This window comes from Kribbella soli (assembly GCF_004331345.1).
In the GTDB taxonomy this organism is placed as follows: Bacteria; Actinomycetota; Actinomycetes; order Propionibacteriales; family Kribbellaceae; genus Kribbella; species Kribbella soli.
The window spans coordinates 431788-454001 of sequence record NZ_SJJZ01000003.1 but is presented as its reverse complement, the minus strand read 5'-3'; the positions used below and the strand labels follow the sequence as shown (position 1 = coordinate 454001).

The following is a 22214-nucleotide window of genomic DNA, read 5'->3' as shown; positions in this document are numbered from 1 at the left end:
CCCTTCGTCTGGAATGATCGGCAGCATGATGAACCGCGTACGTGCAGCCCTCGTCGTCGTGGCGTGCCTGGTCGGGCTGACCGGGTGCGTCAAGCTCGACGCCGACCTGAAGGTCGGGTCGAACGAGACGGTCTCGGGGAACATGAAGATCGGGGTGGACAAGCAGCTGCTGCAGTCCAGCGGCCAGTCCCTCGACAAGATCCGCCAGCAGATCGAGAGCAGTATCAAGTCGACTGCCACGCAGGGTGTCGAGTGCAAGTCGTACGAGGACGACAAGTACGTCGGCTCCAACTGCACCTTCTCGAACGTGCCGTTCGACAAGATGGGCAGCTCGAGCGGCGAAGGCGTCAGCTTCACCAAGGACGGCGACAAGGTCAAGGTGACGGTCGAGGCCGGTGACCTGGGCAGCAACCTGCCGTCCGGCGGCAGCCAGCCGGAAGTGAACTTCAAGGTCACGATGCCGGGCAAGATCCTCGAGCACGACAGCGGCGCCAAGGTCAGCGGCCGGACGGCGACGTACGACAGCATCGACAAGCTCGGGAAGATCTCGCTGACCTCCGAGGCCGGTGGCGGTTTCCCGACCTGGGCGCTGATCCTGATCATCGTGCTCGTGCTGCTGGCGATCGCCGCGGCGGTGTTCTTCATCCTGCGGAGGCGCAAGGCGCAGGGGCCGCAGGGCTACGGCCAGCAGTTCCCGGGGCAGTACCCGGGTCAGTACGGCGGCCCGGGGCAGTACCCGGGTCAGCCTGGGTTCGGGCAGCAGCAGTACGGCCAGCAGGGTCCCGGTGGGCAGTACCCGGGCCAGCCCGGTCAGTACGGCGGTCAGCAGGGACAGCCTGGTCAGCCTGGGCAGTACGGCGGACAGCCGGGGCAGTACCCGGGTCAGCCTCCGCAGGGGCAGCAGCCTGGCCAGCCTGGTCAGCAGCAGTACCCTGGGCAGCCTCAGCAGGGTCAGCCGCCTCAGCAGGGTCCTGGTGGTTGGGGACAGCAGCCTGGTCAGGGTCAGCAGCCTGGTCAGCCGCAGCAGGGTTACGGTCAGCAGCCACCGCAGCAGGGTGGTTGGGGCCAGCAGGGTGGTCCGTCGGCGCCTCAGCAGGGGCAGCAGGGCGGTTGGGGACCGCCGCCTAAGGACGATGACGGGCAGGCATGAGACTGACGGAATTCTGGGCACGGATGGACCACCATCTCGGGCCCGCGTATGCACGGACCTGGGCGGAGACCCAGGTGGTCCGGGAGCTCGGCGGCCGCACGGTCGTCGAGGCCCTGGCCGACGGTGAGGCCGCCAAGTTCGTCTGGCGGGCCGTGTGGAAGCACCTCAACCTCCCCGCCAGCGAACGCTGAACCGCCCACGCCACTCGATCAGGTCCTGGTGAGCGTCGACTCACCCTCAGGCAGGCTGTCGGCCGGCCCAGGATCGCGCTGACGGGCCAGTCGGCTCGGCCACCACAGGTGCCGGCCGATGTCCAGGTTCAGCGCCGTGACCAGCACAGCGCGGACGACGATGGTGTCGAGCAGTACGCCGAGCGCGACCGCGATGCCGATCTCCGCGAAAGCCACCACCGGCAGCGTCGCCAGCACCGCGAACGTCCCCGCCAGTACCAGTCCGGCCGACGTGATCACCCCACCGGTCGCGGCCACCCCGATCAGCGCTCCGCGCCGGGTGCCGTGGGTCTTCGCCTCCTCGTGCACGCGCGTCATCAGGAAGATGTTGTAGTCGATGCCCAAGGCAACCAGGAAGACGAAGACGAACAGCGGTAACGACGTGTCCGCACCCTCGAAGCCGAGTGCCTTGAACACGAGTGAGCTGATCCCGAGCGCCGCGCCGAACGACAGTACGACGGTTGTCACCAGCATCACCGGCGCGACCAGTGCCCGCAGCAACAGTGCGAGGATCGCCAGCACCACCGCGAGCACCACCGGGATGATCAGCTTGTTGTCGTGAGCGGACGCCCGCTGCGTGTCCAGCAGGATCGCGGCACCACCGCCGGCGAGCGCGTCGGCGTCGGGCACTGCGTGGACGGACGTCCGTACGCGATCGACGGTGTCCTTCGCGGCCTGCGTGTCCACCGCGTCGGTCATGGTCCCCTCGAGGTACGCCAGTCCGCCGGCCACCCGCGGCTCCGCCACCGCCGCTATGCCTTGCGTCGAGGACATCGCCGTACGGACCTCCGCGGCCTTGTCAGCCTTGCTCACCACGACCAGTGGGTTGCCCGCACCGGCCGGGAAGTGGGCGGCCACGGTCTTCTCCCCGACCACGGAGTCCGGCGTACCGACGAAGGACTCCTCGTTGGACAGCCCGTTGGCGTCGAGTGTCAGGACGCCGAGGGCGGCGATGCCCAGGAGTACGGACGTGGTGATCCAGGTCAGCCGCGGCCGTACGGCGATCCGTCGGCCGATGCGACCCCACACACTCGTCTCGGTGTGGTCATCCGATCCGTACGTCGGACGGAGCGGCCAGAACACCCAACGACCACAGATGACGAGCAGTGCGGGCAGCAAGGTCAGCATGGCGAGCACTGCGATCACAATGCCGACTGCTGCGACCGGACCGAGACCGCGGGTGGAGTTCATCGAGGCGAACAGCAGACAGAGCATGCCTGCTACCACTGTGGATCCTGATGCGAAGATCGCTGGGCCGGACCGGTGCAGAGCGAATGCCATCGCCTCATGCCTGTCCTGATGCTTCCTGAGTTCCTCGCGGTAGCGGGCTATCAGTAGCAGGGCATAGTCCGTCCCCGCGCCGAACACAAGGACTGTCAGGATGCCTGCGCTCTGGGCGTTGACGGTCAGGTCCGCCCGGGTCGCCAAGACGTAGATGACGGCCTGTGCCGCAAAGAGTGCGACACCTGCGGAGAGGAGTGGCAGCAGCCACAACACAGGGCTCCGGTAGGTGAGCAGGAGGATGACGATCACTACGGCTGCGGCGGAGTACAGGAGTTTGCCGTCGATACCTGCGAAGGCCTCTTGCGAGTCGGCGGCGAATCCGCCCGGTCCGGTCACGTGGAAGGACAGTCCGTCCGGCCGGTCCGCCGCGATCCGCCTGATGTCGTCGGCACGCGCGCCGATGGTCTCCCAGCCTCCAGAGCCGGCGTTGATCGGTACGAGCACCTGGAGTGCCTTGCGATCCTCCGACGGGATCGGCCCGATGACCTCACGGTCGACGTCCTGCAGGTCGCCGTACTGCGCCACCTGTCGGGCGACCGCTTGCTGGTCAGCGGGCGTGATACCGGACGAGCGTTCGTACACCAGCACAGCCGGTATCTCGTCCGGGGACGAGAACTGCTGGGTCGCCTTCAAGACCTCGGTGGACTCGGCCTTACCGGGCAGCCACGAGACAGCGTCGTTCTCCTGCGCACCGGTCAGCTTGCCCGCTGGACTGAAGGACACCCCTATCGCGACGATCCACAAAGCCAGCACGATCCACTTCGACACCTTGCCGCACGGCAACGCCGCGAGCCGTCCCACTCCGCGCACCCGAACCACGCCCCCTGGAGAGACGTCCGTCCGCACGCCGGACCGATCACGACGCCCCCCGAACCAGCGTGGTGGCTGCGTCAGACAGGGTCAACGACCACTCGGTAGTACTGCGCTCACCGTGCGTTCTCCTGCGTGCACGGGCACCGGTTCAGTTCTCAGACTGTCCAGCCGGTGCGGGCTGCCCAGTCCTCCGCCGGCAGGTAGATGAGATCGCAGACCGGGTCCTTCAGGTCGGTGTAGTCGCCGATCTCGAGCCGGAGCGCGGCTGCGTGCTGCTTGAAGGCGGCGTACGCCCGTGCCGTTTCCGGATGACTGCGCAGATAGTCGCGGAACAGCAGCGCGTATCGCTGGTTGGCCCGCCCTGCCACGCGGATGTGCAGGTTCACCCGGCGCCGGTACATCGGCTCGACCAGCATCCGCTTCACCCACTCGATGTCGTCCGCGGGCAGCCCTGGTACCGGGTGGTCGCGCCGCGGCGGGCGGAGCTCCCAGTCCGCGGCGGCCAGCCGCTCGGCGACGTCGTCCAGGTCCGGTTCCGTACCTACCGTCACCTGGATGTCGAGGATGTCCTTGGCCGGCAGGCCCGGCACCGAGGTGGAGCCGATGTGGTCGATCCGCTGGGCCAACTCGCCGAGCAGTGCGCCGATCAGCTGCGCGGTCTTCTGGTACTGCGCGGGCCAGGTGTCGTCCGGCCGCGCGATGACGATCCCAGTCATGCGGAGATCATCCCAGTACTGCGGTGGCAGGTCCCAGCCCTTTACAACGGTTTGAGCCGGAACGCGCTGGTGGTGAGGAGATCAGCGGCCTCGTACGCCGCCTTCTTGATGCCCTTGCGCTCGTCGAAGAAGCCACCGACCACGCCGACGCCGGGGAGCTTCCCGACGAACCGGGCACCCAGGCTGCCGCGCGGGCGGTCCTCGAACACCTCGCTGAGTCCGCCGAACAGCTTGCTCAGTCGCCAGACCATCCGGACGCCCTTGCGCAATCCCATGTCCGATGAGACCTCGCCGAGGCCCAACTGCTCGGAGACGTCCTTGCCGGCGACCTCCGGGTCGTCGTACTTGAGGACCTCGTCCGGCGTGATCGGGCGGTCGGTGAGTACGCGGATGATGACCGACGTACGGTCGGCGTGCGCCTCCACGCCGTACTCGCGGCAGACGGCGCCGATCACCATCGCCTGCACGGCCGCGCCGAGGGTGTCCTTCATCGGCAACCGGTCGGCCGCCGCGCCGCTGAGCCGGGGGAGACCGGCGACGACCGCGGCGAACCCGCCGAGGCGCTCGACCCACCAGTCGCAGCGCTTCGCCAGCGGGAGGGTCGGCCATTCCTCGTGGCCGGGCACCTTCATCTGCAGCAGCCGGTCGATCGCGAGGATCAGACCCTTCTCGGCGAGGTTGGGCTTCTCCTGAGCGGAGTACTCGGCCAGGACGGTGCGGATGCCGAACGGATCCTGGGAACGGAGCGCGTCGAGCACGATGTCGATACCGAATTCGACCCGGCTGATCGCGAGGACCACGGCGGAATCGGGTACGTCGGGACGGTCTGTCACGTCCGCAAGAGTAGGGATCAGCTGGGTCAGGATGGTTGCCGGAACAGGCTTCGGCGTGTCAGTTGTGATTCGAACACGTGTTCGGGATACTTTGGTGCTCGGAAGGTGGCTGGACGGCTGAGTTGTCCACAGATTCGAAGTCGCGGCGAAAACTGTCGGAGGCAACGAATACCTTCTCTGGCGACAAGAAAGTTCCTTCGGGCGGCCGGCCGGCCGGCCCCGGATTACCAGATGGGTCAGGTGGCAGTCACATGGCGGGTGTAGCGAGTGCGGAGCGCGCGGCGGCCGATCGCGAGAAGGCGCTTGCGACCGCGCTGACGCAGATCGAGCGGCAGTGCGGCAAGGGTTCGGTGATGCGCCTGGGGGAGCAGAACAGGCCTCCGATCGAGGTCATCCCGACCGGGTCGATCGCGCTCGACATCGCGCTCGGTATCGGTGGTCTGCCCCGCGGCCGCGTGGTCGAGATCTACGGCCCGGAATCCTCCGGTAAGACGACGGTCGCCCTGCATGCGGTCGCCAACGCTCAGCGGGCCGGCGGGATCGCAGCCTTCATCGATGCCGAGCACGCCCTCGACCCGGAGTACGCGCGGAAGCTGGGCGTCGACACCGACGCGCTGCTGGTCTCGCAGCCCGATTCGGGTGAGCAGGCCCTGGAGATCGCCGACATGCTGGTGCGCTCCGGTGCGATCGACATCGTCGTGATCGACTCGGTGGCCGCGCTGGTGCCCCGGGCCGAGATCGAGGGCGAGATGGGCGACAGCCACGTCGGTCTGCAGGCCCGGCTGATGAGCCAGGCGCTGCGCAAGATGACCGGTGCGGTCAGCGGGACGAACACGACCGCGATCTTCATCAACCAGCTGCGCGAGAAGATCGGTGTCATGTTCGGTTCGCCGGAGACGACGACCGGTGGTAAGGCGCTGAAGTTCTACGCCTCGGTCCGGCTGGACGTGCGCCGGATCGAGTCGCTCAAGGACGGCACGGACGTGGTCGGCAACCGGACCCGCGTCAAGGTCGTGAAGAACAAGGTGGCCCCGCCGTTCAAGCAGGCCGAGTTCGACATCATCTACGGCCAGGGCATCAGCCGCGAGGGCAGCCTGCTCGACCTCGGTGTGGATCAGGGCTTCGTCCGCAAGGCCGGCGCCTGGTTCACGTACGAGAGCGACCAGCTCGGCCAGGGCCGGGAGAACGCGCGGAACTTCCTGCGCGACAACCCCGATCTGGCCAACGAGCTGGAGAAGAAGATCAAGGAGAAGATGGGCATCGGCCCGACCCTTGACCAGCCGGCCGAAGAGGCCGCGGCCGAGGTCGATGTCGACTTCTGACCGACCCTCCGCGGGCGGCAGCGTCCCCCGGCAGCCATCAGCTGCCGACGACGCTGCCCCCGCGGCGCTGTCTCTACCCCACGACGAACGCCTCGCCCTGGCCCGCAAACTCCTGGCCGAAGGGGCGACCGCGTCCGCGCCAGAGCCACTCAACGCAGAGCCGGCTGCCACCGAGCGCACGTCGTACCGGCGTACGTCGGCTCGGCAGGTGTCGGCGCAGCGTGATGCCTCGCGATCGGCGTCCTCGTCGGGCGACGTTCGTCCGGGTAGTGCAGGCAACGCAGTTGGTGCGGCTGGTGACAGCGATGGTTCCTCCGCCAGTTCGAGGCGAGGAAGTCGTCGTACTCGGGGTCGTGCTGCGAGCGCCGCCGACCCGTGGGAGAACACCGACGACTTCCTGGACAGCGGGGAGTCGGAGCGGAGTACGACGGGACGACGTACCGGCTCCATCAGGCGAACCGCCGGCATCGTCGACCCCTGGGACGAGCCTTCGCGTGAGGCTCACGACTCGAGTGAGCAGGAGTCGCGTCCTCGCCAGGCACGCACCCGGCCGGAGGCTGATGCTGAACAGCAGGCTCCATCGACGGCCCGTCGGGGTAAGTCGCGACGCGAGCCGGACGCCAACCCGATTGACCCTTGGGGCGACGAGGACAAGCGAACCGTCCAGGCCTTCGAGACCCAGGCCGCCACGCGCCGAGCCGAGGCCCAGGCCTTCGCCGACGATGCCCCGGCCGCACTCGGCGACGGCGCGAATCGCAGTACTCCGAACGGTCCCCGCAGCAGCGAGGCTGACAGTCCGACGCTGACGCCCGCACCGTCAACTGACCCAACGACGTCAGCCTCGCGCGACGACCTCGGCACAGCTGACGTCTTGGACCCGTGGTCAGACCCGGTCGATGAACCAACACCAACGAGAGCCTCGACTGCCCTCTCCGGAGACGACACGTCCTCCGGCTCGGCGGACACACGCCAGCCCCGGACCACCTCACCTGGTCGCCAGCAGGCCGCAGGCCGCGTCGAGGCTCAGGCGGGTGCTGCATCCGCGGATGCAGCAGTTGGCGCGGTCGGAGCGGAGCCCGCGCAGCCGTCCGCAGGCTCGTCAGGTGCGGCGCCGACCAGCGCGACAGGCGACGCTCCCTCGACCGGCAAGGGCACGAGGACGCGCTCGGACGACAGCACGGTACCGACGGCCAAGCGCGAGGGTCGGCTCGGCTCGACGAGTCCTGACAAGAGCACCCGACTCGGCGGTGCGGGTCCCGCGAGTACTGGCGAGGGCACGCGGCCGAGCGCCGCGGGTTCTGCGAGTGGTGGGGCGGGGTCTGCAGGTGCTGGGGGCGGGTCAGCTCGGAGGGGGACTGGGCGGCGGCGGGTTGGTGGGGGATTTGGGCGGCGGGGGAAGCGGCCTGTGGGGGATGAGCCTCAGGGGACGGGGGATCCGGAGCTCGATGGGGCGCAGGCGGATCCGTACTCGGCGGCTCGGACGATCTTGCTGGACAAGTTGTCGGGGCAGCCGCGGACCCGGGCCGAGTTGGCTGATGTGTTGGCTGAGCGGGACATTCCGGACGAGGTGGCCGATGCGGTGTTGGATCGGTTCACCGACGTCGGGCTGATTGATGATGCCGCGTTCGCGAATGCGTGGGTGGAGTCGCGGCATCGCGGGCGTGGGCTGGGGAAGCGGGCACTGGCGCAGGAGCTTCGGCGGCGCGGGGTGGACGACCAGTTGGCGCGAGACGCGCTCGACGAGCTGGATCCTGAGCAGGAGGAAGAGAAGGCTCGGGAGCTGGTACGGCGGAAGTTGCGGTCGATGCGTTCGCTGGAGCGGCAGGTGGCGATGCGGAGATTGCTCGGAATGCTTGCGCGCAAGGGGTATCCGGGCGGTCTCGCGATGACCGTCGTCAAGCAGGAGCTCGACGCCGGCCATGAAGAGTTCCCGCTCCTCGACTCCTCCGGCCTCGAACCCGAGTAGTTCCTGGCGGTAGCGTCGGTGGGGTGACGAGCTTGGGTGATGTGGAGCGGGTGGTCCTGGGGTTGCCGGGAACAGAGGAGGCGACCCGGCACGGGATGCGGACGTGGAAGGTCGGGGGGAAGGCGTACGCGTGGGAGCGGCCGTTCAGTAAGGCGGATTTGAAGCGGTTCGGGGACGAGACGCCGCCGGGCGGGACGATCGTCGCGCTCGCGGTCGAGGATCTTGCAGAGAAGGAAGCCGTGCTGGCGGCGCGGGCGGGGGACGGGTTCTTCACGATTCCGCATTTCAATGGGTACGCCGCGGTGCTCGTTCAGTTGGACGAGGTGTCCGAGGCCGTCCTGGAGGAAGCGCTGCTCGACGCATGGCTGGTGCACGCACCCGCGGACGTCGCCAAGGCACACCTCGGGAACACCTAGGCCGCCATCCGACTCACCACCCCGGAGCCCCGGAGCCCGGTTGTCGGGTGTGGTCGGGTGGTGTCGTACGGGCGTTTAGAGGGCTGCTGATCGGGGGCTCGTCGGGTGGGGGTTTACGGAGGGTGACGTGGGTTCGGGGGGTGGGCTGCGGCGAGGGGCGTTGACGGGTGCGGCGTGACGGTGTGTTATCCGAGGTAGGGCCGGTATTTGCGCCGGTCCGTAGGCTGGGATTTTCCGTCGATCCGCCCCAGACACCGCGGAGGGTGCAATGAACGATTTCCAGGAACAGGCGAAGAACTGGCTCCGGAATGTCGTCAAGCAGAACCCGGACAAGATCAAGGCGGGAGTTGAGAAGGCCGGCGACCTGATCGACAAGCAGACCGGCGGGAAGTACGCGGAGAAGGTCGACTCAGTCCAGCAGAAGGTCGGCGGCCTTGTCGACAAGCACAGCTCCGAAGAGACCCCGGGCCAGGCGGGAGCGGAAACCGCACCCGCGCCGGCGCCCGAGCCCGCCGAAGCAGCTACGTCCGAGCCCAGTGCACCTGCATCCGAATCAACCGCGTCCGCTTCCGAGTCCACCGCGTCCCCTTCCGAGTCCGGTGAGACGGTGTCTGATTCCACCGCTGGGGCCTCGGCAGGCACGGCAGAGGCGGCGCCCGGCGAGTCGGAAGGCGTGGCCGGATCCCAGGGCAGCAGCACACGCAGCTAGCTCGCTAGGTCAGTGGGGTGCTGCCTCGGTAAGGCTGGTCGTTGTGGATGACGAGGGGCTCGGTCTGGTTGTCTTCGTAGAAGCGGATCGAGCCCAGGTGGTTGCCGGATCGGGTGACATCGGCGTGCTGGGCTAGCCAGGCGATGAGCTGATGGACCGGGTCGAGCTCGTCGGGGTGGAGTTCCTGGCGTACGGATAAGGCCCAGCCGCCGTCGTCTCGCGGGACCAGCTCTGCGCCTAGTACGCCGCCGATCCGGTCCGCGGGGCCGCGGCGTGCCAGGGCTCGCCCGCCACGATGGTCAGGTCCGCGGGGCGGTCGCCGAGACCGAGATGCCAGCGCAGCTCGGCCAGTTCGGCTGGGGGAACGTCAGGTTGGAGATCGACGGTGAGGATCACGTCGTACCAGTCACCCATGGCGCGACAGCCTGCCACAGGCGCAGACCAGCGTGTCGGCGGGTGCCGCGGTGGTGGGCGGGATCTGGAGTAGACCACGTTGTGGGGTGGTCTTGTGGAGGTGTGACGCGAGATCGGCGGTGGGGTCGACGAGTGTCCGTCTTGACCGGGTGGTGGGGCGCGCCTAGCCTCGGCATCAGGAAGGGATGAATCCACCGGAACGGTGGCGGGTATAAGGAACGGCGGGTCGGCGAAACTACCGACCGGCCGGGAAAACGCAACCACGCTCGACCGAGCTGAAGGAAGGACGACGGCGTCGTGCAAACGCTGTCGGATAGACGGCACCGCACGTAATACCTGAACGGCAGCAGCCCGACAGGACACGAGCGGGGCCATCGTGGTCTCCGAGGGTTCAACCGGCGACGCACGGTGAGCAAGCAACGCTGGGCGGCTGCGGATGCGGCGTCCATGCAGTCGGCGGACGGGGGTTCGCGGACCGCGAGCACGCTGGGCAGCACATCAGCAGCGAGTGCGCAGCAGCACCGTCGGCATCGCCGGAAGTGGCAGCATCGGTACCGCCTCAGCAGAGGTGGCGCCGGCACCGCCGTACCCCGGTGACGCCTTACCGAACGGCCGGCTGGCTGATCCCTTCGACCGTTGGCCACAGTCCCCGCGTGGGACTCGAAGGAGAGGGGAGACGCCGATGACCGCGATGACCGTTGGCCTGGCCCTGATCGGATTGCTGATCGCCGGACTACTGGCCTGGATCGGCCTCACTCTCTCCCGCCGAAAGGCTGCCGACATCTCGACCTCCCAACAGGAGGCCACCCAGCGCGAGACCGCTCAACTCGAGGCTGCTCAGGCCGAGGCCGCGCAGCTCGCCGCCGGTGCGAAGTCTGCCGCGGACCTGGTACGTCGGCAGGCCGAGGAGGAGGCCGCCGTACTGCGGACGCGTGCCGAGGTGGCTGAGCAGCGCGCCGAGGAGATCCGCCGCGCCGCGGAGGACCGGGCGTCCGAGGTACGACGCGATGCCGAGCAGCGCGCATCCGACGTACGCCGGGAGGCCGAGACGGAGGCGCAGTCGATCCGGGACGACCTGCGTGAGCAGCGCCTGGAGATGGAGCGCCGCGACCACCGGCTGACCGAACGCGAGGAGCGGCTCGACGAGCAGCACCGCGGGATCGAGGAACGCCACGCCGAGCTGACCGCGCAGCTGGCCGAGCTGGATCAGCGCAAACAGGAGATCAAGGACCTCGAGGACGAGCGCCGCCGGATCCTCGAAGGCGTGGCGAACCTGACGACCGAGCAGGCGAGGGCCGAGCTGGTCGCGGCGATCGAGGACGAGGCGAAGCGGCACGCGCACACGATCGTCCGCGACATCGAGCGGCAGGCGCTCGACGAGGGCGAGACGAAGGCGCGCAAGATCATCACCGGCGCGGTGCAGCGGCTGGCTTCCGAGCAGACGAGCGAGTCGGTCGTCTCCGTCGTACACCTGCCGAGCGACGACATGAAGGGCCGGATCATCGGCCGCGAAGGCCGCAACATCCGGTCGTTCGAGCAGACCACCGGCGTGAACCTGATCATCGACGACACCCCGGAAGCAGTGCTGCTGTCCTGCTTCGATCCGGTACGGCGGGAGACCGCGCGGCTGACCCTGGACTCGCTGGTGCTCGACGGCCGGATCCACCCGAGCCGGATCGAGGAGATCTACGAGCGCAGCAAGGGCGAGGTCGCCGAGCTGTGTGAGCGGGCGGCCGAGGACGCGATGGCCGACGTCGGGATCACCGATCTGCATCCGGAGCTGGTCCGGACGATGGGGTTGCTGCGCTACCGGACGTCGTACGGGCAGAACGTGCTGAAGCATCTGGTCGAGTCGGCGCACATCGCCGGGATGATGGCGGCCGAGCTCGGGCTGGATCCGAAGCTGTGCAAGCGCGGCGCGTTCCTGCACGACATCGGGAAGGCGCTCACGCACGAGTCCGAGGGCAGCCACGCGATCGTCGGTGCGGAGCTGGCGCGCAAGTACGGCGAGAACGACGACGTCGTGCACTGCATCGAGGCGCACCACAACGAGGTCGAGGTCCGTACCGTCGAGGCCGTGCTGACGCAGGCGGCGGACGCCGTCAGCGGCGGTCGGCCGGGTGCGCGGCGCGAGTCGCTCGAGGCGTACGTGCAGCGGCTCGAGCGCCTCGAGGAGATCGCGATGCACCACGAGGGCGTGGAGAAGGTGTTCGCGATGCAGGCCGGCCGGGAGATCCGCGTGATGGTGCTGCCGGACGCGGTCGATGACATCGCGGCGCAGGTGATGGCGCGCGACATCGCGAAACAGGTCGAGGAGGAGCTCACATATCCCGGTCAGATCCGCGTGACCGTCGTACGGGAGTCCCGCGCGACGGAGGTCGCGAAATAGTCGTCAGACCCGCCACTCGTGCCGATGTCGACCGGATGATCGGCGCGCTGGCGGGGGAGCCGGCCGCCCAGCACCACATCCGGGCTCGTTGGGACACCCAACAGTCCGACGACGGGGTCTACCTGGTCGCGGAGCGCGACGGGGAGATCGTCGGCCAGACGGTCCTGCTCCGGCATTCGAAGTACGGCGAACTTCGCGCCGACGCGGACCCGGCCGAGATCAACGCGCTGCATGCGTACGTCCCGCGGCAGGGGATCGGTACGGCGATCATTCGCGCAGCCGAGGCGATCGCGGCGGAGGAGTGGAAGCGGCCGGCGATCGGTCTTGCCGTTGGATTCGACAACGATCCGGCCCGGACGCTGTACGAGCGGCTCGGGTACGTGCCGTGGTCAGGTCCGCACGTGCTGGACTACTGGACCGAGCAGGCGGCTGACGGCACCGTCGTACGCACGCACAACGATCCCTGCGAGTACTTGCTCAAGACCTTCTAGGCGACGCTGGCGGTCGATGCGGTGAAGGTGTTGCACGCGGACGGCGTGCCGGCGTCGAAGCCGCGGCGGGTCCAGCGGCTGTGGCTCTTGCTGCTGCCGTGGTCGCGCTGCGTGCCCCACTCGTCGCCACGGTGGCTGATGGTCCAGAGCCACCGCTGCCGCCACGATCCAGCGACGGGGAAGTAGCTCCGGTCGGCGCCGAGATAGACACCACTGAGACAGGACGCCTGGAGTTCGATTCGCCGGCTCTCCAGCAGCGAAGCGTCCGCGCCTTTCAGGTAGCTCGTCCGCGTTGCGGAGGCGTCGCTGATGCCGATCAGGCGCTGGATGTGGTGGCCGTACTCGTGAGCGACCAGGTGAGCCATGGTGGTGCGTGCCCAGAGCTTGTTGTACTTGCGGTAGTTGTCGATGTCGAACGTCGCGTTCATCGAGATCGTGCCGCTGCCGCAGTACGCCGCCGAGTCCTGGACGTCGCACAGGGTGCGGGTCTTGCCGGTGAAGACATCCAGGCGCGGCGACTGGAACGTGAAGCCGGCCTTCTCGACCACCGGCTTCCACACCTTGTCCAGGCAGCGGATGTACTCCGTGTAGTACTTCCGCACGTTCGCGACCGAGGTCGGCCGGACCGCGGGTTCCTTGCAGTGCGAGGCGGGCAGCCGGCCGACGCGGTAGAGCGGGTTCTGGGCGACGACCCGCTGTTTGGCCGCGAGCATCTGAGCGACAGAGTCGACTGTTGGCGTCCGTGAAGGGGTCGGAGTAGGCGTCGAAGGCTCAGGAGTCGGCGTAGGCGCAGGCGTAGGCGTCAGAGCCCCCAGCGTCCCACCAGCGGTCGGCAGATCGTCACTCCCGCCAACCTGTCGTACGACGACTGTCCCGACGGCCGCAAGTACGACAACGACAGCAGTGACCAATCCAGCCCGCGCATTCACCCGCGGCAGCCTAGCCGCGCACGGGCCGAGCGGACAGAGCCGTCACCGGAACGCGGACTGGCCGGTCAGCGCCTGACCGATCACGAGCTGGTGGACCTCGGACGTGCCCTCGTAGGTGAGGACGGACTCGAGGTTGTTGGCGTGCCGCATGATCGGGTACTCGCCGCTGATGCCGTTCGCCGCGAGGATCGTGCGGCACTCGCGGGCGATCGCGATCGCCTCACGGACGTTGTTCAGCTTGCCGACCGACACCTGTTCGGGCCGCAGCGTGCCCTTCTCCTTCAGCCGGCCGAGGTGGACGGCGAGCAGGATGCCCTTGTTCAGTTCGACCGCCATGTCGGCCAGTTTCGCCTGCGTCAGCTGGTACGCCGTCAACGGCTTGTCGAACACGATCCGCTCGCCGGCGTACGCGATCGCGGTCTCCAGGCAGTCCCGCGCCGCGCCCATCGCGCCGAAGATGATGCCGAACCGGGCCTCGTTCAGGCAGCCGAGCGGGCCGGACAGGCCACGTGCTTCGGGCAGCATCGCGGACGCCGGCAGCCGTACGTCGTCCAGCACCAGCTCGGACGTGACCGATGCGCGCAGCGACATCTTCTGCTTGATCTCCGGCGCCGAGAACCCGGGCGTCGACGTCGGTACGACGAAGCCGCGGACGCCGTCGTCGGTCCGCGCCCAGACCACCGCGACGTCGGCGACCGAGCCGTTGGTGATCCACATCTTCGAGCCGTTCAGGATCCAGTCATCGCCATCGCGGCGGGCGTTGGTGCGCATACCGCCCGGGTTCGAGCCGAAGTCCGGTTCGGTCAGCCCGAAGCAGCCGATCGCCTCACCCGCGGACATCCGGGGGAGCCACTCGGCCTTCTGCTCCTCGCTGCCGTACTTCCAGATCGCGTACATGGCCAGTGAGCCCTGCACGGACACCAGCGACCGCATGCCCGAGTCGGCCGCCTCGATCTCGAGGCAAGCCAGTCCGTACGCGACCGGTCCGAGTCCGGCGCACCCGTACCCGGTCAGGTGCATCCCGAGGAACCCGAGCGCCCCGAGCTCCTTCGCCAGCTCCCGCGCCGGAATCACGCCCGCCTCGAACCACTCCGGCAAGGACGGCCGCAACCGCTCGTCCGCAAACCGCCGCGCTGCCCCCCGAACGTCAACCTCCTCCGAAGTCAGCAAGGAGTCGACATCCACCAGATCCAACGAAGCGCTCATGCCCAAACGCTAACGGCAATCCGGCCGGCTGCGGAGGAGGTATGGATCACTTGCGGTACCAGGGCCACCACCAGTGGCGTTTGCGGGCGTGGCGGACTACGACGCTGGCGTGGTGGGCCTTGCCGGTGACGTGGAGGCGGACTCCGCCGGGGCGGGGGGCCACGGCTTTGTTCTTGGCGCTGCTGTGGTTGGCCTCGACCTGGTCGATGTCGACGCTCCAGCCTTCGGGGATGACCATCACCACCGAGCTGTGGATGGCCTGGGCGTCGACGTGGATGTCGGACCAGTGCACGACGGCGTCGGTGAAGTCGAGCTTGACCGAGGAGTGTTCCGCGATCGCGGTCAGGCGCTGGGGCACGACCCACGCGCCCTCGCGCTTCTGCGCACTGTGCCGGGCCCGGAGCGTCAGTTCCTGGGAGCTGCCGTGGGCGACCGGCACCAGGTCCGCGGTCGCGTTGCGGAGCTCGAGCTGGGTCTTGGCCGAGTAGACCTGGGTCAGTCGCTCGTCCAGCTCCTCGAAGTCCAGCCGCCCGTCGGTGTGCGCCTCCTGGACCACGGCGGCGGCACGCTCACGGTCGTTGTCGGATGCCCGGTGGTTGGGCGGCGGCTGCTCCAGACTCATGCCCCATAAGGTATCGCCGCATCAGCCGACGAGTGACAGGAACCGGCCCACCACTGTCGACCATGTCTTCTCCAGTTCGACGGCGTACCGTCCCGCATCCGCCACCACGGCGTCCGGGTCGAACCCGAGCGATCGCAGTCGCGCCGGCTCCCACCGCCGTACCCGCCCTGCCTCTACTTCCGGATGGAACTGCACACCCCAGCTCTGCCCGATGCGCAGCATCTGGTTCGTGCACCGCTCACTGGACATCAGCAGCACCGCATCCTCCGGCAGCCGCGTGATCTGGTCCTGGTGACTCTCTACGGCCCGCACCGTCGACGGCAGCCCAGCCAGCAGTACGTCGTCCGCACCGCCCGGCAGCACCGTCAGCGACGTCACACCCTTCTCCGGCTGCCCGTACTTCCCCTGCACCTCGCCGCCGAACGTATGCGCCAGCAGCTGCGCACCGAGGCAGATCCCGAGCACCGGCACCCGCCCGTGCGCGTCGCGCAGCAGCGAACGCTCCGACGGCAGCCACGGCGACCGCTCGTCCTCGTCCGGCAGCATGCCGCCGCCGAGCAGGATGAGCGCGGCATGACCGTCGACGCTCCCGGGTACGGGTTCACCGTCCCAGGCCCGCACGACGACCGGAGCGAGCCCACGCTCGTCCAGCCAGTCGAGCAGCCGGCCAGGTCCGCTGTCGCGGTCGTTCTCGATGATGAGCACAGAAGTCGGCGGTGGGGTCACTGGGCAACGGTACGGCGGCACACCATGACACGCAGCGCACCGCCGTACCGGAGTGGTGATTCCTGGATACTGATGCACGGGGGTGTCGATGGAACCTGTCAGCGGATTCGTGCGGGCTGTTGTCGGAGATGTCGCGTTCATCTTCAGCAAGGGCATGGTCAGCGCGTACCTGCTCGCCCGTCGCAACGGGTGGCCGCGACCGCAGCTCGACGTACTGGTGCGGTCACACGGTCAGTACGTGCCGCTGTCCATTCCGACCGGCACCGTGCCCGCGGTGGGTCGCCTGGTCGGGCTGGACGAGTTCCGGCCGGCCCCGATGATCACTGTCGAGTTCACCCCGGGTGACACCGGCGCCGAGGCACACCTCAGTGCCAACAGCCCGGTCCTCATCACGATCACTGACGTCAGTCACCGCGAGTACGACGCCCTAGTACTGACCACCGCCCTCGGCGCAGCGGCGTACGCACAGCTGCCGCCGGGGTACTACCACGTCTCCGCCGTCGTCATCGACGAGTACGGCGACCTGCTGCAGGGGTACGGCGCTCAGCACAACCTGCACGTGGACAAGGGCGACGACCTGATCGTCTCGCTGTCGATCCGGACCGCTGGCGTGACGGAGATCGCAGACGCGCTGGAAACCGGAGCACAGCCCGCACTGGTCGGACCGGACGGTGAGGTCGTACCGCTGCTCGACCTGGCCCGGATCGGCCGCGCAGCGGACTGTGACCTGATCCTCGATCGCCCCGGTGTCAGCCGGCACCACGCGGAGCTGCTGCGGATCGACGCGACCAGCTACGAGCTGCGGGACCTGGGGTCGACCAACGGGACGCTGGTGAACGGCGTACCGATCGAGACCGCGATGGTCACCCACGGCGACGAGATCCGGCTCGGAGCGCTCCCGTTCCGGCTACTACTCGCTTGACCTGGAACAATGGCGCCGTGAACCCGCGTAGCGTCGTCATCCTCGGCTCGACCGGCTCGATCGGCACTCAGGCGCTCGAGCTGATCGGACGGAACCGGGACCGCTTCCACGTCCTGGCCCTGTCCGCCGGCGGCGACAACGTCGCGCTGCTGGCGGAGCAGGCGCTCGAGTTCGCGGTCGAGGTCGTGGCGGTGGCCAAGGCCACAGTCGCGCAGGACCTGCAGCTGGCGTTCTACGCCGAGGCGCAGCGGAAGGGGTACGCGCAGGGCGAGTTCCGGATCCCGAAGATCGTCACCGGGCCGGACGCCTCCAGCGAGCTCGCGGCGCTGCCGTGTGACGTAGTACTCAACGGCATCAACGGGTCGGTCGGTCTGCACGCGACGCTGGCCGCGCTGGACGCCGGAAACACGCTGGCGCTCGCCAACAAGGAGTCGCTGGTGATCGGCGGGCCGATCGTCACCCGGCGCGCGAAGCCGGGGCAGATCGTCGCGGTCGACTCCGAGCACAGCGCGATCGCCCAGTGCCTGCGCGGCGGTACGCCGGACGAGGTCCGCAAACTGCTGCTGACCGCGAGTGGTGGCCCGTTCCTCGGCCGGCCGCGGAGCGAGCTGGAGAACGTGACCGTCGAGCAGGCCCTGGACCACCCGAACTTCGCGATGGGACCGGTCGTCACGATCAACTCGGCCACGCTGGTCAACAAGGGGCTCGAGCTGATCGAGGCGCACCTGCTGTTCGGGATCCCGATGGACCGGATCGATGTGGTCATCCACCGGCAGCAGGCGATCCACTCGATGGTCGAGTTCTTCGACGGCTCCACGATCGCGCAGGTCGGCGTACCGACGATGACGGTGCCGATCGCGCTCGCGCTGGGCTGGCCCGACCGGATACCGGACGCGTCGCCGCCGTGGAACTGGGCCGAGGCGAGCACCTGGACGTTCCAGCCGGTCGACGACGCCGAGTTCCCGTCCGTGGCACTGGCCCGGGAGGCGGGGACCCGGGGCGGGACCGCTCCGGCGGTCTTCAACGCGGCGAACGAGGTCTGCGTCCAGGCGTTCCGGGACGGCCGGTTGCCGTTCGTGGCGATCGTCGACACAGTGGCACGGGTGGTGACCGATCACGACGTACCCTCGTATGAGGAACTGTCCGTCGACGACGTGCTCGCGGCGGACGCGTGGGCCCGAAAGCGGGCGCGTGACATTACCGGCGTACAGGAGACTCCGCAGGCATGAGTGTGCTTCTCACCATTCTCGGCATCGTGCTCTTCGTTGCCGGGGTGCTGATCTCGGTCGCGCTGCACGAGATGGGCCACATGCTCCCGGCCAAGGCGTTCGGGATGAAGGTCACACAGTTCTTCGTCGGCTTCGGGCGGACCGTCTGGTCGGTGAAGCGCGGCGAGACGGAGTACGGCATCAAGGCGATCCCGGCCGGCGGATTCGTCCGGATCATCGGCATGATGCCGCCCGCCAAGGGCCAGGACCCGACGAAGGTGCGCAAGGCCAACACCGGCCCGATCCAGTCGATGGTCGAGAACGCGCGGACGGCGGAGTACGAGACGATCTCGCCCGACGACAACGGCCGGCTCTTCTACCAGAAGGTGTGGTGGAAGAAGCTGATCGTGATGGCGTCCGGGCCGCTGGTCAACGTGCTGATCGCGGTCGTGCTCTTCACCGGGCTGTTCACGATGTACGGCGACAGCGTCGCGCAGACCACCATCTCGACGGTCACCGACTGCGTGATCCCGGCCGACCAGGCGACGGCCGACCGCAAGTGCCTGGACAGCGACAAGGTCTCGCCGGCCAAGCAGGCCGGGTTCCAGGTCGGCGACAAGATCGTCGCGTTCAACGGCACCACGATCACCAGCTGGGAGCAGCTGACGCCGCTGATCCGGGCGAACACCGACAAGGCCGCCACGATCGTTGTCGAGCGCAACGGTCAGCAGCTGACCCTGCACACCAGCACGATCATCAACCAGGTCCTGGACAAGCCCGGGTCGGACAAGTACGTGTCGGTCGGGTTCCTCGGGGTCTCGCCGGAGAGCAAGGTCGAGCGGCAGAGCGTCGGCTACGCGCTGGACAAGATGGGCGGCTACACGGTCAGCACCATCCAGGCCCTCGGCCAGTTCCCGCAGAAGTTGGTCGGCGTCGCCAAGTCGATCGTCGGCGGCGAGCGCGACCAGGACAGCCCGATGAGCGTCGTCGGCGCCAGCCGGGTCGCGGGCGAGATCGCCTCCAGCGACCTGAACGTGGGCGCGAAGGCGGCCACCCTGATCCTGCTGCTCGCCTCGCTGAACCTGTTCCTGGCCCTGTTCAACTTCATCCCGCTGCTGCCGCTGGACGGCGGTCACATGATCGGCGCGATCTGGGAAGGCATCCGGCGCGGCCTCGCCAAGCTGTTCGGCCGGCCGGACCCCGGGTACGTCGACGTGGCCAAGCTGCTCCCGATCGCGTACGTCGCGGCCAGTGTGATCGTGGTGATGGGCGTGCTGCTCGTCATCGCCGACATCGTGAACCCCATCAAGCTGTTCAACGGATAAGGAAACATGAGCATCAACCTGGGCATGCCCGCGCTGCCGCCTCCCACCCTCGCTCCGCGCCGCAAGACCCGCCAGATCAAGGTCGGCAAGGTGCTCGTCGGCGGCGACGCGCGGGTCTCTGTGCAGTCGATGACCACGACGAAGACGCACGACGTGAACACGACGCTGCAGCAGATCGCGGAGTTGACCGCGGCGGGCTGCGACATCGTCCGGGTCGCGTGCCCGCGGCAGGAGGACGCCGACGCGCTGGCGGAGATCGCCCAGCACTCGCAGATTCCGGTGATCGCCGACATCCACTTCCAGCCGGGCTACGTGTTCGCGGCGATCGAGGCCGGCTGCGCCGCGGTCCGGGTGAACCCGGGCAACATCCGCAAGTTCGACGACCAGGTCAAGGAGATCGCGCAGGCCGCGAAGGACCACGGTACGTCGCTGCGGATCGGCGTGAACGCGGGATCGCTGGACAAGCGGCTGCTGGAGAAGTACGGCAAGGCGACGCCCGAGGCGCTCGTCGAGTCGGCGGTCTGGGAGGCGTCGCTGTTCGAGGAGCACGACTTCCACGACTTCAAGATCTCGGTCAAGCACAACGACCCGGTCGTGATGGTGCAGGCCTACGAGATGCTCGCCGAGCGCGGCGACTGGCCGCTGCACCTCGGCGTCACCGAGGCCGGGCCGGCGTTCCAGGGCACGATCAAGTCGTCGGTCGCGTTCGGCGCGCTGCTGTCGAAGGGCATTGGCGACACGATCCGGGTCTCGCTGTCCGCGCCGCCGGTCGAGGAGGTCAAGGTCGGCCTGCAGATCCTGCAGTCGCTGAACCTGCGGGAGCGCAAGCTCGAGATCGTCTCCTGCCCGTCCTGCGGCCGCGCCCAGGTGGACGTCTACACCCTGGCCGAGCAGGTCACCGCCGGCCTCGAGGGTATGGAGGTCCCGCTCCGGGTCGCCGTCATGGGCTGCGTCGTGAACGGCCCCGGCGAGGCCCGCGAGGCCGACCTCGGCGTCGCCTCCGGCAACGGCAAGGGCCAGATCTTCGTCAAGGGCGAGGTCATCAAGACCGTCCCGGAGTCGGCCATCGTCGAAACCCTCATCGAAGAAGCCATGCGCATCGCCGAAACCATGGAAACCACCGGAGACGCCGGCGAACCCACCGTCACCGTCAGCTGACCCTGTCCAGTCCCGTACGACGTACGTGTGGAGCTGCCTGAGACAACTCGAGGCGAGAACGTCGGTTGGCCCGAAGACGAGCTGGAACGCCGCAGGCAGGCTGAGGAGCTCATCGCCGCGCTCGATGCGGTGGAGATGGACTTCAGCGGCTCGGCTGAGGCCTGGAGGTACGGCGGTGGCCGGGATCTGAGCCGGTTGGCAGAAAAGGCGCGCGAGCGGCCGCAGCCGACTGACGTCTGGGGTGGAACGGATACCCTGCGCGGGTGACCGAGTATCTGATCGTCAGTGCCGTTGCGGGCGAAGCACGGTATGTTCCGGAGGGGCTTCCGGTGGTGATCACGGGGGTTGGTAAGACTGCTGCGGCGGTGGCTGTCAGCCGGGCTCTGGCGGGGCGGGAGACTGCGGATCTCGTCGTTCTCAACGTGGGAACCACCGGTGCCCTTCGTGATGGTCTGTCGGGGTTGTTCCTTCCCAGCACGGTCATCAACCACGATGTGAACGCGGAGGCGGTCCGGGCGATCGGGCTGGACCCGCGGGAGGAGTTGCAGGTCGCGGGTGGGGACGGGACGGTGCTCGCGTCGGGGGACGTGTTTGTGACGGATCCCGTCGTACGGGCGCGGCTTGCGGAGCGGGCGCATCTGGTGGACATGGAGGCGTACGGCGTCGTGTACGCGTGCCAGGAGTACGGCGTACCTGTGCGCGTCGTGAAGCACGTGTCGGACTCGGCGGACGAGGCGGCCCTCGACTGGCCGGCGGTGGTCGACGCCAGCGCGAAGGTGCTGGGGGAGTGGGTCAGCGAGAACGCCCGCTGAGCCATTCGAGTACGGCGATCTCGCGCACCAGCCAGCGCATCACGCCGACACCGCTCGCCAATACGCGGCGGTTGGCCGCCAACGCCGCCTCGACATTCACCCAAGAAGGCGTGAGCTCCAGCTCCGCTTCGTACCCCTCGAGCTGCTGCTCGCCGAGAGGCGCCCCGCCCGAGCATTCGAAGTAGTACGACGTCATCCCGAACACGTCGTACTCCGGGTCGATCGCCGCGACCTCCTCGCGGGTTGTCGCCAACTCGGCTCCGACGGCGACCGCGTCGTACCCGCACTCCTCGCGGAACTCGCGCTGTAGCGCGCCCTCGAAGGACTCACCCGGCTCGACGCCTCCGCCGGGGAACTTGTAGTCGCCGTGTCGTGAGCTGAGGAGTAGCAGGTCGGGGCCGCGGAACAGTACCCCGCGGACCGCGGTGCGTTCGATGAGCCGTCCGCCGGGCGAGAGTTCGGGTGAGCGAAAGATCGCCAGCTGCATACGGGCAATTGTCCTCGATCGGCAGAATCCTGGACGAGGTCCGGGGCGTCGCCCTAGCGTCAGGCATCCGTATGCCACTCGCCTGG

The 22214-nt window shown here is 68.3% G+C and carries 24 protein-coding genes; 15 read left to right on the top strand and 9 right to left on the bottom strand.

Annotated features, from left to right (window positions below):
* Positions 1-25 precede the first annotated feature (25 nt).
* A complete protein-coding gene (locus tag E0H45_RS25120) occupies positions 26-1150 on the top strand; it encodes an LppM family (lipo)protein (protein ID WP_131341684.1) in 1125 nt (374 codons plus the stop codon).
* On the top strand, positions 1147-1341 hold the full coding sequence (locus E0H45_RS25115; RefSeq protein WP_131341681.1) for a DUF3046 domain-containing protein: 195 nt from the start codon (positions 1147-1149) through the stop codon (positions 1339-1341). The genes E0H45_RS25120 and E0H45_RS25115 overlap by 4 nt, the downstream gene beginning before the upstream one ends.
* A gap of 18 nt (positions 1342-1359) precedes the next feature.
* On the opposite strand, the gene E0H45_RS25110 is transcribed toward E0H45_RS25115, so the two are convergent.
* The 3 genes from E0H45_RS25110 to E0H45_RS25100 all read right to left on the bottom strand — a co-directional run bounded on the left by E0H45_RS25110 (position 1360) and on the right by E0H45_RS25100 (position 5026).
* Positions 1360-3465 (bottom strand): MMPL family transporter, encoded by a 2106-nt coding sequence (locus E0H45_RS25110; protein WP_238155259.1) that lies wholly within the window; start codon positions 3463-3465, stop codon positions 1360-1362.
* Positions 3466-3632: 167 nt separating this feature from the next.
* Positions 3633-4193, bottom strand: coding sequence for a GrpB family protein (locus tag E0H45_RS25105; protein ID WP_131341675.1), 561 nt, complete (start codon positions 4191-4193; stop codon positions 3633-3635).
* Between the two features lie 41 nt (positions 4194-4234).
* The gene (locus E0H45_RS25100; RefSeq protein WP_131341673.1) at positions 4235-5026 is read right to left on the bottom strand and encodes a hypothetical protein; all 792 of its coding nucleotides are present in this window, start codon (positions 5024-5026) and stop codon (positions 4235-4237) included.
* 251 nt (positions 5027-5277) lie between these two features.
* Here E0H45_RS25100 and recA point away from each other — a divergent pair, with 251 nt between their 5' ends.
* The 4 genes from recA (at position 5278) to E0H45_RS25080 (ending at position 9439) form a co-directional block, all read left to right on the top strand.
* On the top strand, positions 5278-6348 hold the full coding sequence (gene recA / locus E0H45_RS25095; RefSeq protein ID WP_131341670.1) for a recombinase RecA: 1071 nt from the start codon (positions 5278-5280) through the stop codon (positions 6346-6348).
* 1405 nt (positions 6349-7753) lie between these two features.
* A complete protein-coding gene (locus E0H45_RS25090) occupies positions 7754-8314 on the top strand; it encodes a regulatory protein RecX (protein WP_238155258.1) in 561 nt (186 codons plus the stop codon).
* A gap of 23 nt (positions 8315-8337) precedes the next feature.
* A complete protein-coding gene (locus tag E0H45_RS25085; RefSeq protein ID WP_131341667.1) occupies positions 8338-8730 on the top strand; it encodes an MmcQ/YjbR family DNA-binding protein in 393 nt (130 codons plus the stop codon).
* A gap of 268 nt (positions 8731-8998) precedes the next feature.
* Positions 8999-9439 (top strand): antitoxin, encoded by a 441-nt coding sequence (locus tag E0H45_RS25080; RefSeq protein ID WP_131341663.1) that lies wholly within the window; start codon positions 8999-9001, stop codon positions 9437-9439.
* 237 nt (positions 9440-9676) lie between these two features.
* Here E0H45_RS25080 and E0H45_RS42580 read toward each other — a convergent pair whose 3' ends face one another.
* Positions 9677-9853 carry a hypothetical protein gene (locus tag E0H45_RS42580; RefSeq protein ID WP_165546591.1) on the bottom strand — a complete coding sequence of 59 codons (177 nt, stop codon included), beginning with the start codon at positions 9851-9853 and terminating at the stop codon, positions 9677-9679.
* 408 nt (positions 9854-10261) lie between these two features.
* Here E0H45_RS42580 and E0H45_RS25075 point away from each other — a divergent pair, with 408 nt between their 5' ends.
* The 3 genes from E0H45_RS25075 to E0H45_RS25065 all read left to right on the top strand — a co-directional run bounded on the left by E0H45_RS25075 (position 10262) and on the right by E0H45_RS25065 (position 12733).
* Entirely contained in the window at positions 10262-10450 is a 189-nt protein-coding gene (locus tag E0H45_RS25075; protein WP_131341660.1) for a hypothetical protein, read from the top strand.
* Positions 10451-10535: 85 nt separating this feature from the next.
* Positions 10536-12242, top strand: a complete 1707-nt coding sequence (gene rny, locus E0H45_RS25070) for a ribonuclease Y (RefSeq protein ID WP_131341657.1) — start codon at positions 10536-10538, stop codon at positions 12240-12242.
* A gap of 35 nt (positions 12243-12277) precedes the next feature.
* The gene (locus tag E0H45_RS25065; protein WP_131341655.1) at positions 12278-12733 is read left to right on the top strand and encodes a GNAT family N-acetyltransferase; all 456 of its coding nucleotides are present in this window, start codon (positions 12278-12280) and stop codon (positions 12731-12733) included.
* Here E0H45_RS25065 and E0H45_RS25060 read toward each other — a convergent pair.
* From E0H45_RS25060 to E0H45_RS25045, 4 genes are all read right to left on the bottom strand, one after another.
* The gene (locus tag E0H45_RS25060) at positions 12730-13446 is read right to left on the bottom strand and encodes a neutral zinc metallopeptidase (protein ID WP_131341652.1); all 717 of its coding nucleotides are present in this window, start codon (positions 13444-13446) and stop codon (positions 12730-12732) included. The two genes, E0H45_RS25065 and E0H45_RS25060, sit on opposite strands and share 4 nt — an antisense overlap.
* Before the next feature lie 258 nt (positions 13447-13704).
* Positions 13705-14868 (bottom strand): acyl-CoA dehydrogenase family protein, encoded by a 1164-nt coding sequence (locus E0H45_RS25055; protein WP_131341649.1) that lies wholly within the window; start codon positions 14866-14868, stop codon positions 13705-13707.
* A gap of 46 nt (positions 14869-14914) precedes the next feature.
* The gene (locus E0H45_RS25050) at positions 14915-15490 is read right to left on the bottom strand and encodes a DUF1707 SHOCT-like domain-containing protein (protein ID WP_131341647.1); all 576 of its coding nucleotides are present in this window, start codon (positions 15488-15490) and stop codon (positions 14915-14917) included.
* A gap of 21 nt (positions 15491-15511) precedes the next feature.
* Complete coding sequence (locus tag E0H45_RS25045) at positions 15512-16216, bottom strand: type 1 glutamine amidotransferase (protein ID WP_165546590.1); 705 nt, start codon at positions 16214-16216, stop codon at positions 15512-15514.
* Positions 16217-16304: 88 nt separating this feature from the next.
* Here E0H45_RS25045 and E0H45_RS25040 point away from each other — a divergent pair, with 88 nt between their 5' ends.
* From E0H45_RS25040 to E0H45_RS25015, 6 genes are read left to right on the top strand one after another with little or no spacing between them, the layout of a single operon-like run.
* Positions 16305-17138, top strand: a complete 834-nt coding sequence (locus E0H45_RS25040; RefSeq protein WP_238155256.1) for an FHA domain-containing protein — start codon at positions 16305-16307, stop codon at positions 17136-17138.
* A gap of 17 nt (positions 17139-17155) precedes the next feature.
* A complete protein-coding gene (dxr, locus tag E0H45_RS25035; RefSeq protein ID WP_131341641.1) occupies positions 17156-18367 on the top strand; it encodes a 1-deoxy-D-xylulose-5-phosphate reductoisomerase in 1212 nt (403 codons plus the stop codon).
* The gene (locus tag E0H45_RS25030) at positions 18364-19671 is read left to right on the top strand and encodes a M50 family metallopeptidase (RefSeq protein WP_131341638.1); all 1308 of its coding nucleotides are present in this window, start codon (positions 18364-18366) and stop codon (positions 19669-19671) included. The genes dxr and E0H45_RS25030 overlap by 4 nt, the downstream gene beginning before the upstream one ends.
* Positions 19672-19677: 6 nt before the next feature.
* Complete coding sequence (gene ispG / locus E0H45_RS25025; RefSeq protein ID WP_131341635.1) at positions 19678-20829, top strand: flavodoxin-dependent (E)-4-hydroxy-3-methylbut-2-enyl-diphosphate synthase; 1152 nt, start codon at positions 19678-19680, stop codon at positions 20827-20829.
* Positions 20830-20856: 27 nt separating this feature from the next.
* Complete coding sequence (locus E0H45_RS25020; protein WP_202872508.1) at positions 20857-21096, top strand: hypothetical protein; 240 nt, start codon at positions 20857-20859, stop codon at positions 21094-21096.
* A complete protein-coding gene (locus E0H45_RS25015) occupies positions 21093-21641 on the top strand; it encodes a nucleosidase (RefSeq protein ID WP_131341632.1) in 549 nt (182 codons plus the stop codon). The genes E0H45_RS25020 and E0H45_RS25015 overlap by 4 nt, the downstream gene beginning before the upstream one ends.
* Here the strand turns inward: E0H45_RS25015 and E0H45_RS25010 are convergent.
* Entirely contained in the window at positions 21622-22128 is a 507-nt protein-coding gene (locus E0H45_RS25010) for an NUDIX domain-containing protein (RefSeq protein WP_165546589.1), read from the bottom strand. The two genes, E0H45_RS25015 and E0H45_RS25010, sit on opposite strands and share 20 nt — an antisense overlap.
* Between the last annotated feature and the right edge of the window lie 86 nt (positions 22129-22214).

Bases quoted from the DNA above. Each gene is read 5' to 3' on its own strand.
- E0H45_RS25120 (WP_131341684.1), top strand. From the start codon at position 26: ATGATGAACCGCGTACGTGCAGCCCTCGTCGTCGTGGCGTGCCTGGTC.
- E0H45_RS25115 (WP_131341681.1), top strand. From the start codon at position 1,147: ATGAGACTGACGGAATTCTGGGCACGGATGGACCACCATCTCGGGCCC.
- E0H45_RS25105 (WP_131341675.1), bottom strand. From the start codon at position 4,193: ATGACTGGGATCGTCATCGCGCGGCCGGACGACACCTGGCCCGCGCAG.
- recA (WP_131341670.1), top strand. From the start codon at position 5,278: ATGGCGGGTGTAGCGAGTGCGGAGCGCGCGGCGGCCGATCGCGAGAAG.
- E0H45_RS25080 (WP_131341663.1), top strand. From the start codon at position 8,999: ATGAACGATTTCCAGGAACAGGCGAAGAACTGGCTCCGGAATGTCGTC.
- E0H45_RS42580 (WP_165546591.1), bottom strand. From the start codon at position 9,853: ATGGGTGACTGGTACGACGTGATCCTCACCGTCGATCTCCAACCTGAC.
- rny (WP_131341657.1), top strand. From the start codon at position 10,536: ATGACCGCGATGACCGTTGGCCTGGCCCTGATCGGATTGCTGATCGCC.
- E0H45_RS25065 (WP_131341655.1), top strand. From the start codon at position 12,278: ATGATCGGCGCGCTGGCGGGGGAGCCGGCCGCCCAGCACCACATCCGG.
- E0H45_RS25060 (WP_131341652.1), bottom strand. From the start codon at position 13,446: ATGCTCGCGGCCAAACAGCGGGTCGTCGCCCAGAACCCGCTCTACCGC.
- E0H45_RS25055 (WP_131341649.1), bottom strand. From the start codon at position 14,868: ATGAGCGCTTCGTTGGATCTGGTGGATGTCGACTCCTTGCTGACTTCG.
- E0H45_RS25050 (WP_131341647.1), bottom strand. From the start codon at position 15,490: ATGAGTCTGGAGCAGCCGCCGCCCAACCACCGGGCATCCGACAACGAC.
- E0H45_RS25040 (WP_238155256.1), top strand. From the start codon at position 16,305: ATGGAACCTGTCAGCGGATTCGTGCGGGCTGTTGTCGGAGATGTCGCG.
- E0H45_RS25030 (WP_131341638.1), top strand. From the start codon at position 18,364: ATGAGTGTGCTTCTCACCATTCTCGGCATCGTGCTCTTCGTTGCCGGG.
- ispG (WP_131341635.1), top strand. From the start codon at position 19,678: ATGAGCATCAACCTGGGCATGCCCGCGCTGCCGCCTCCCACCCTCGCT.
- E0H45_RS25010 (WP_165546589.1), bottom strand. From the start codon at position 22,128: ATGCAGCTGGCGATCTTTCGCTCACCCGAACTCTCGCCCGGCGGACGG.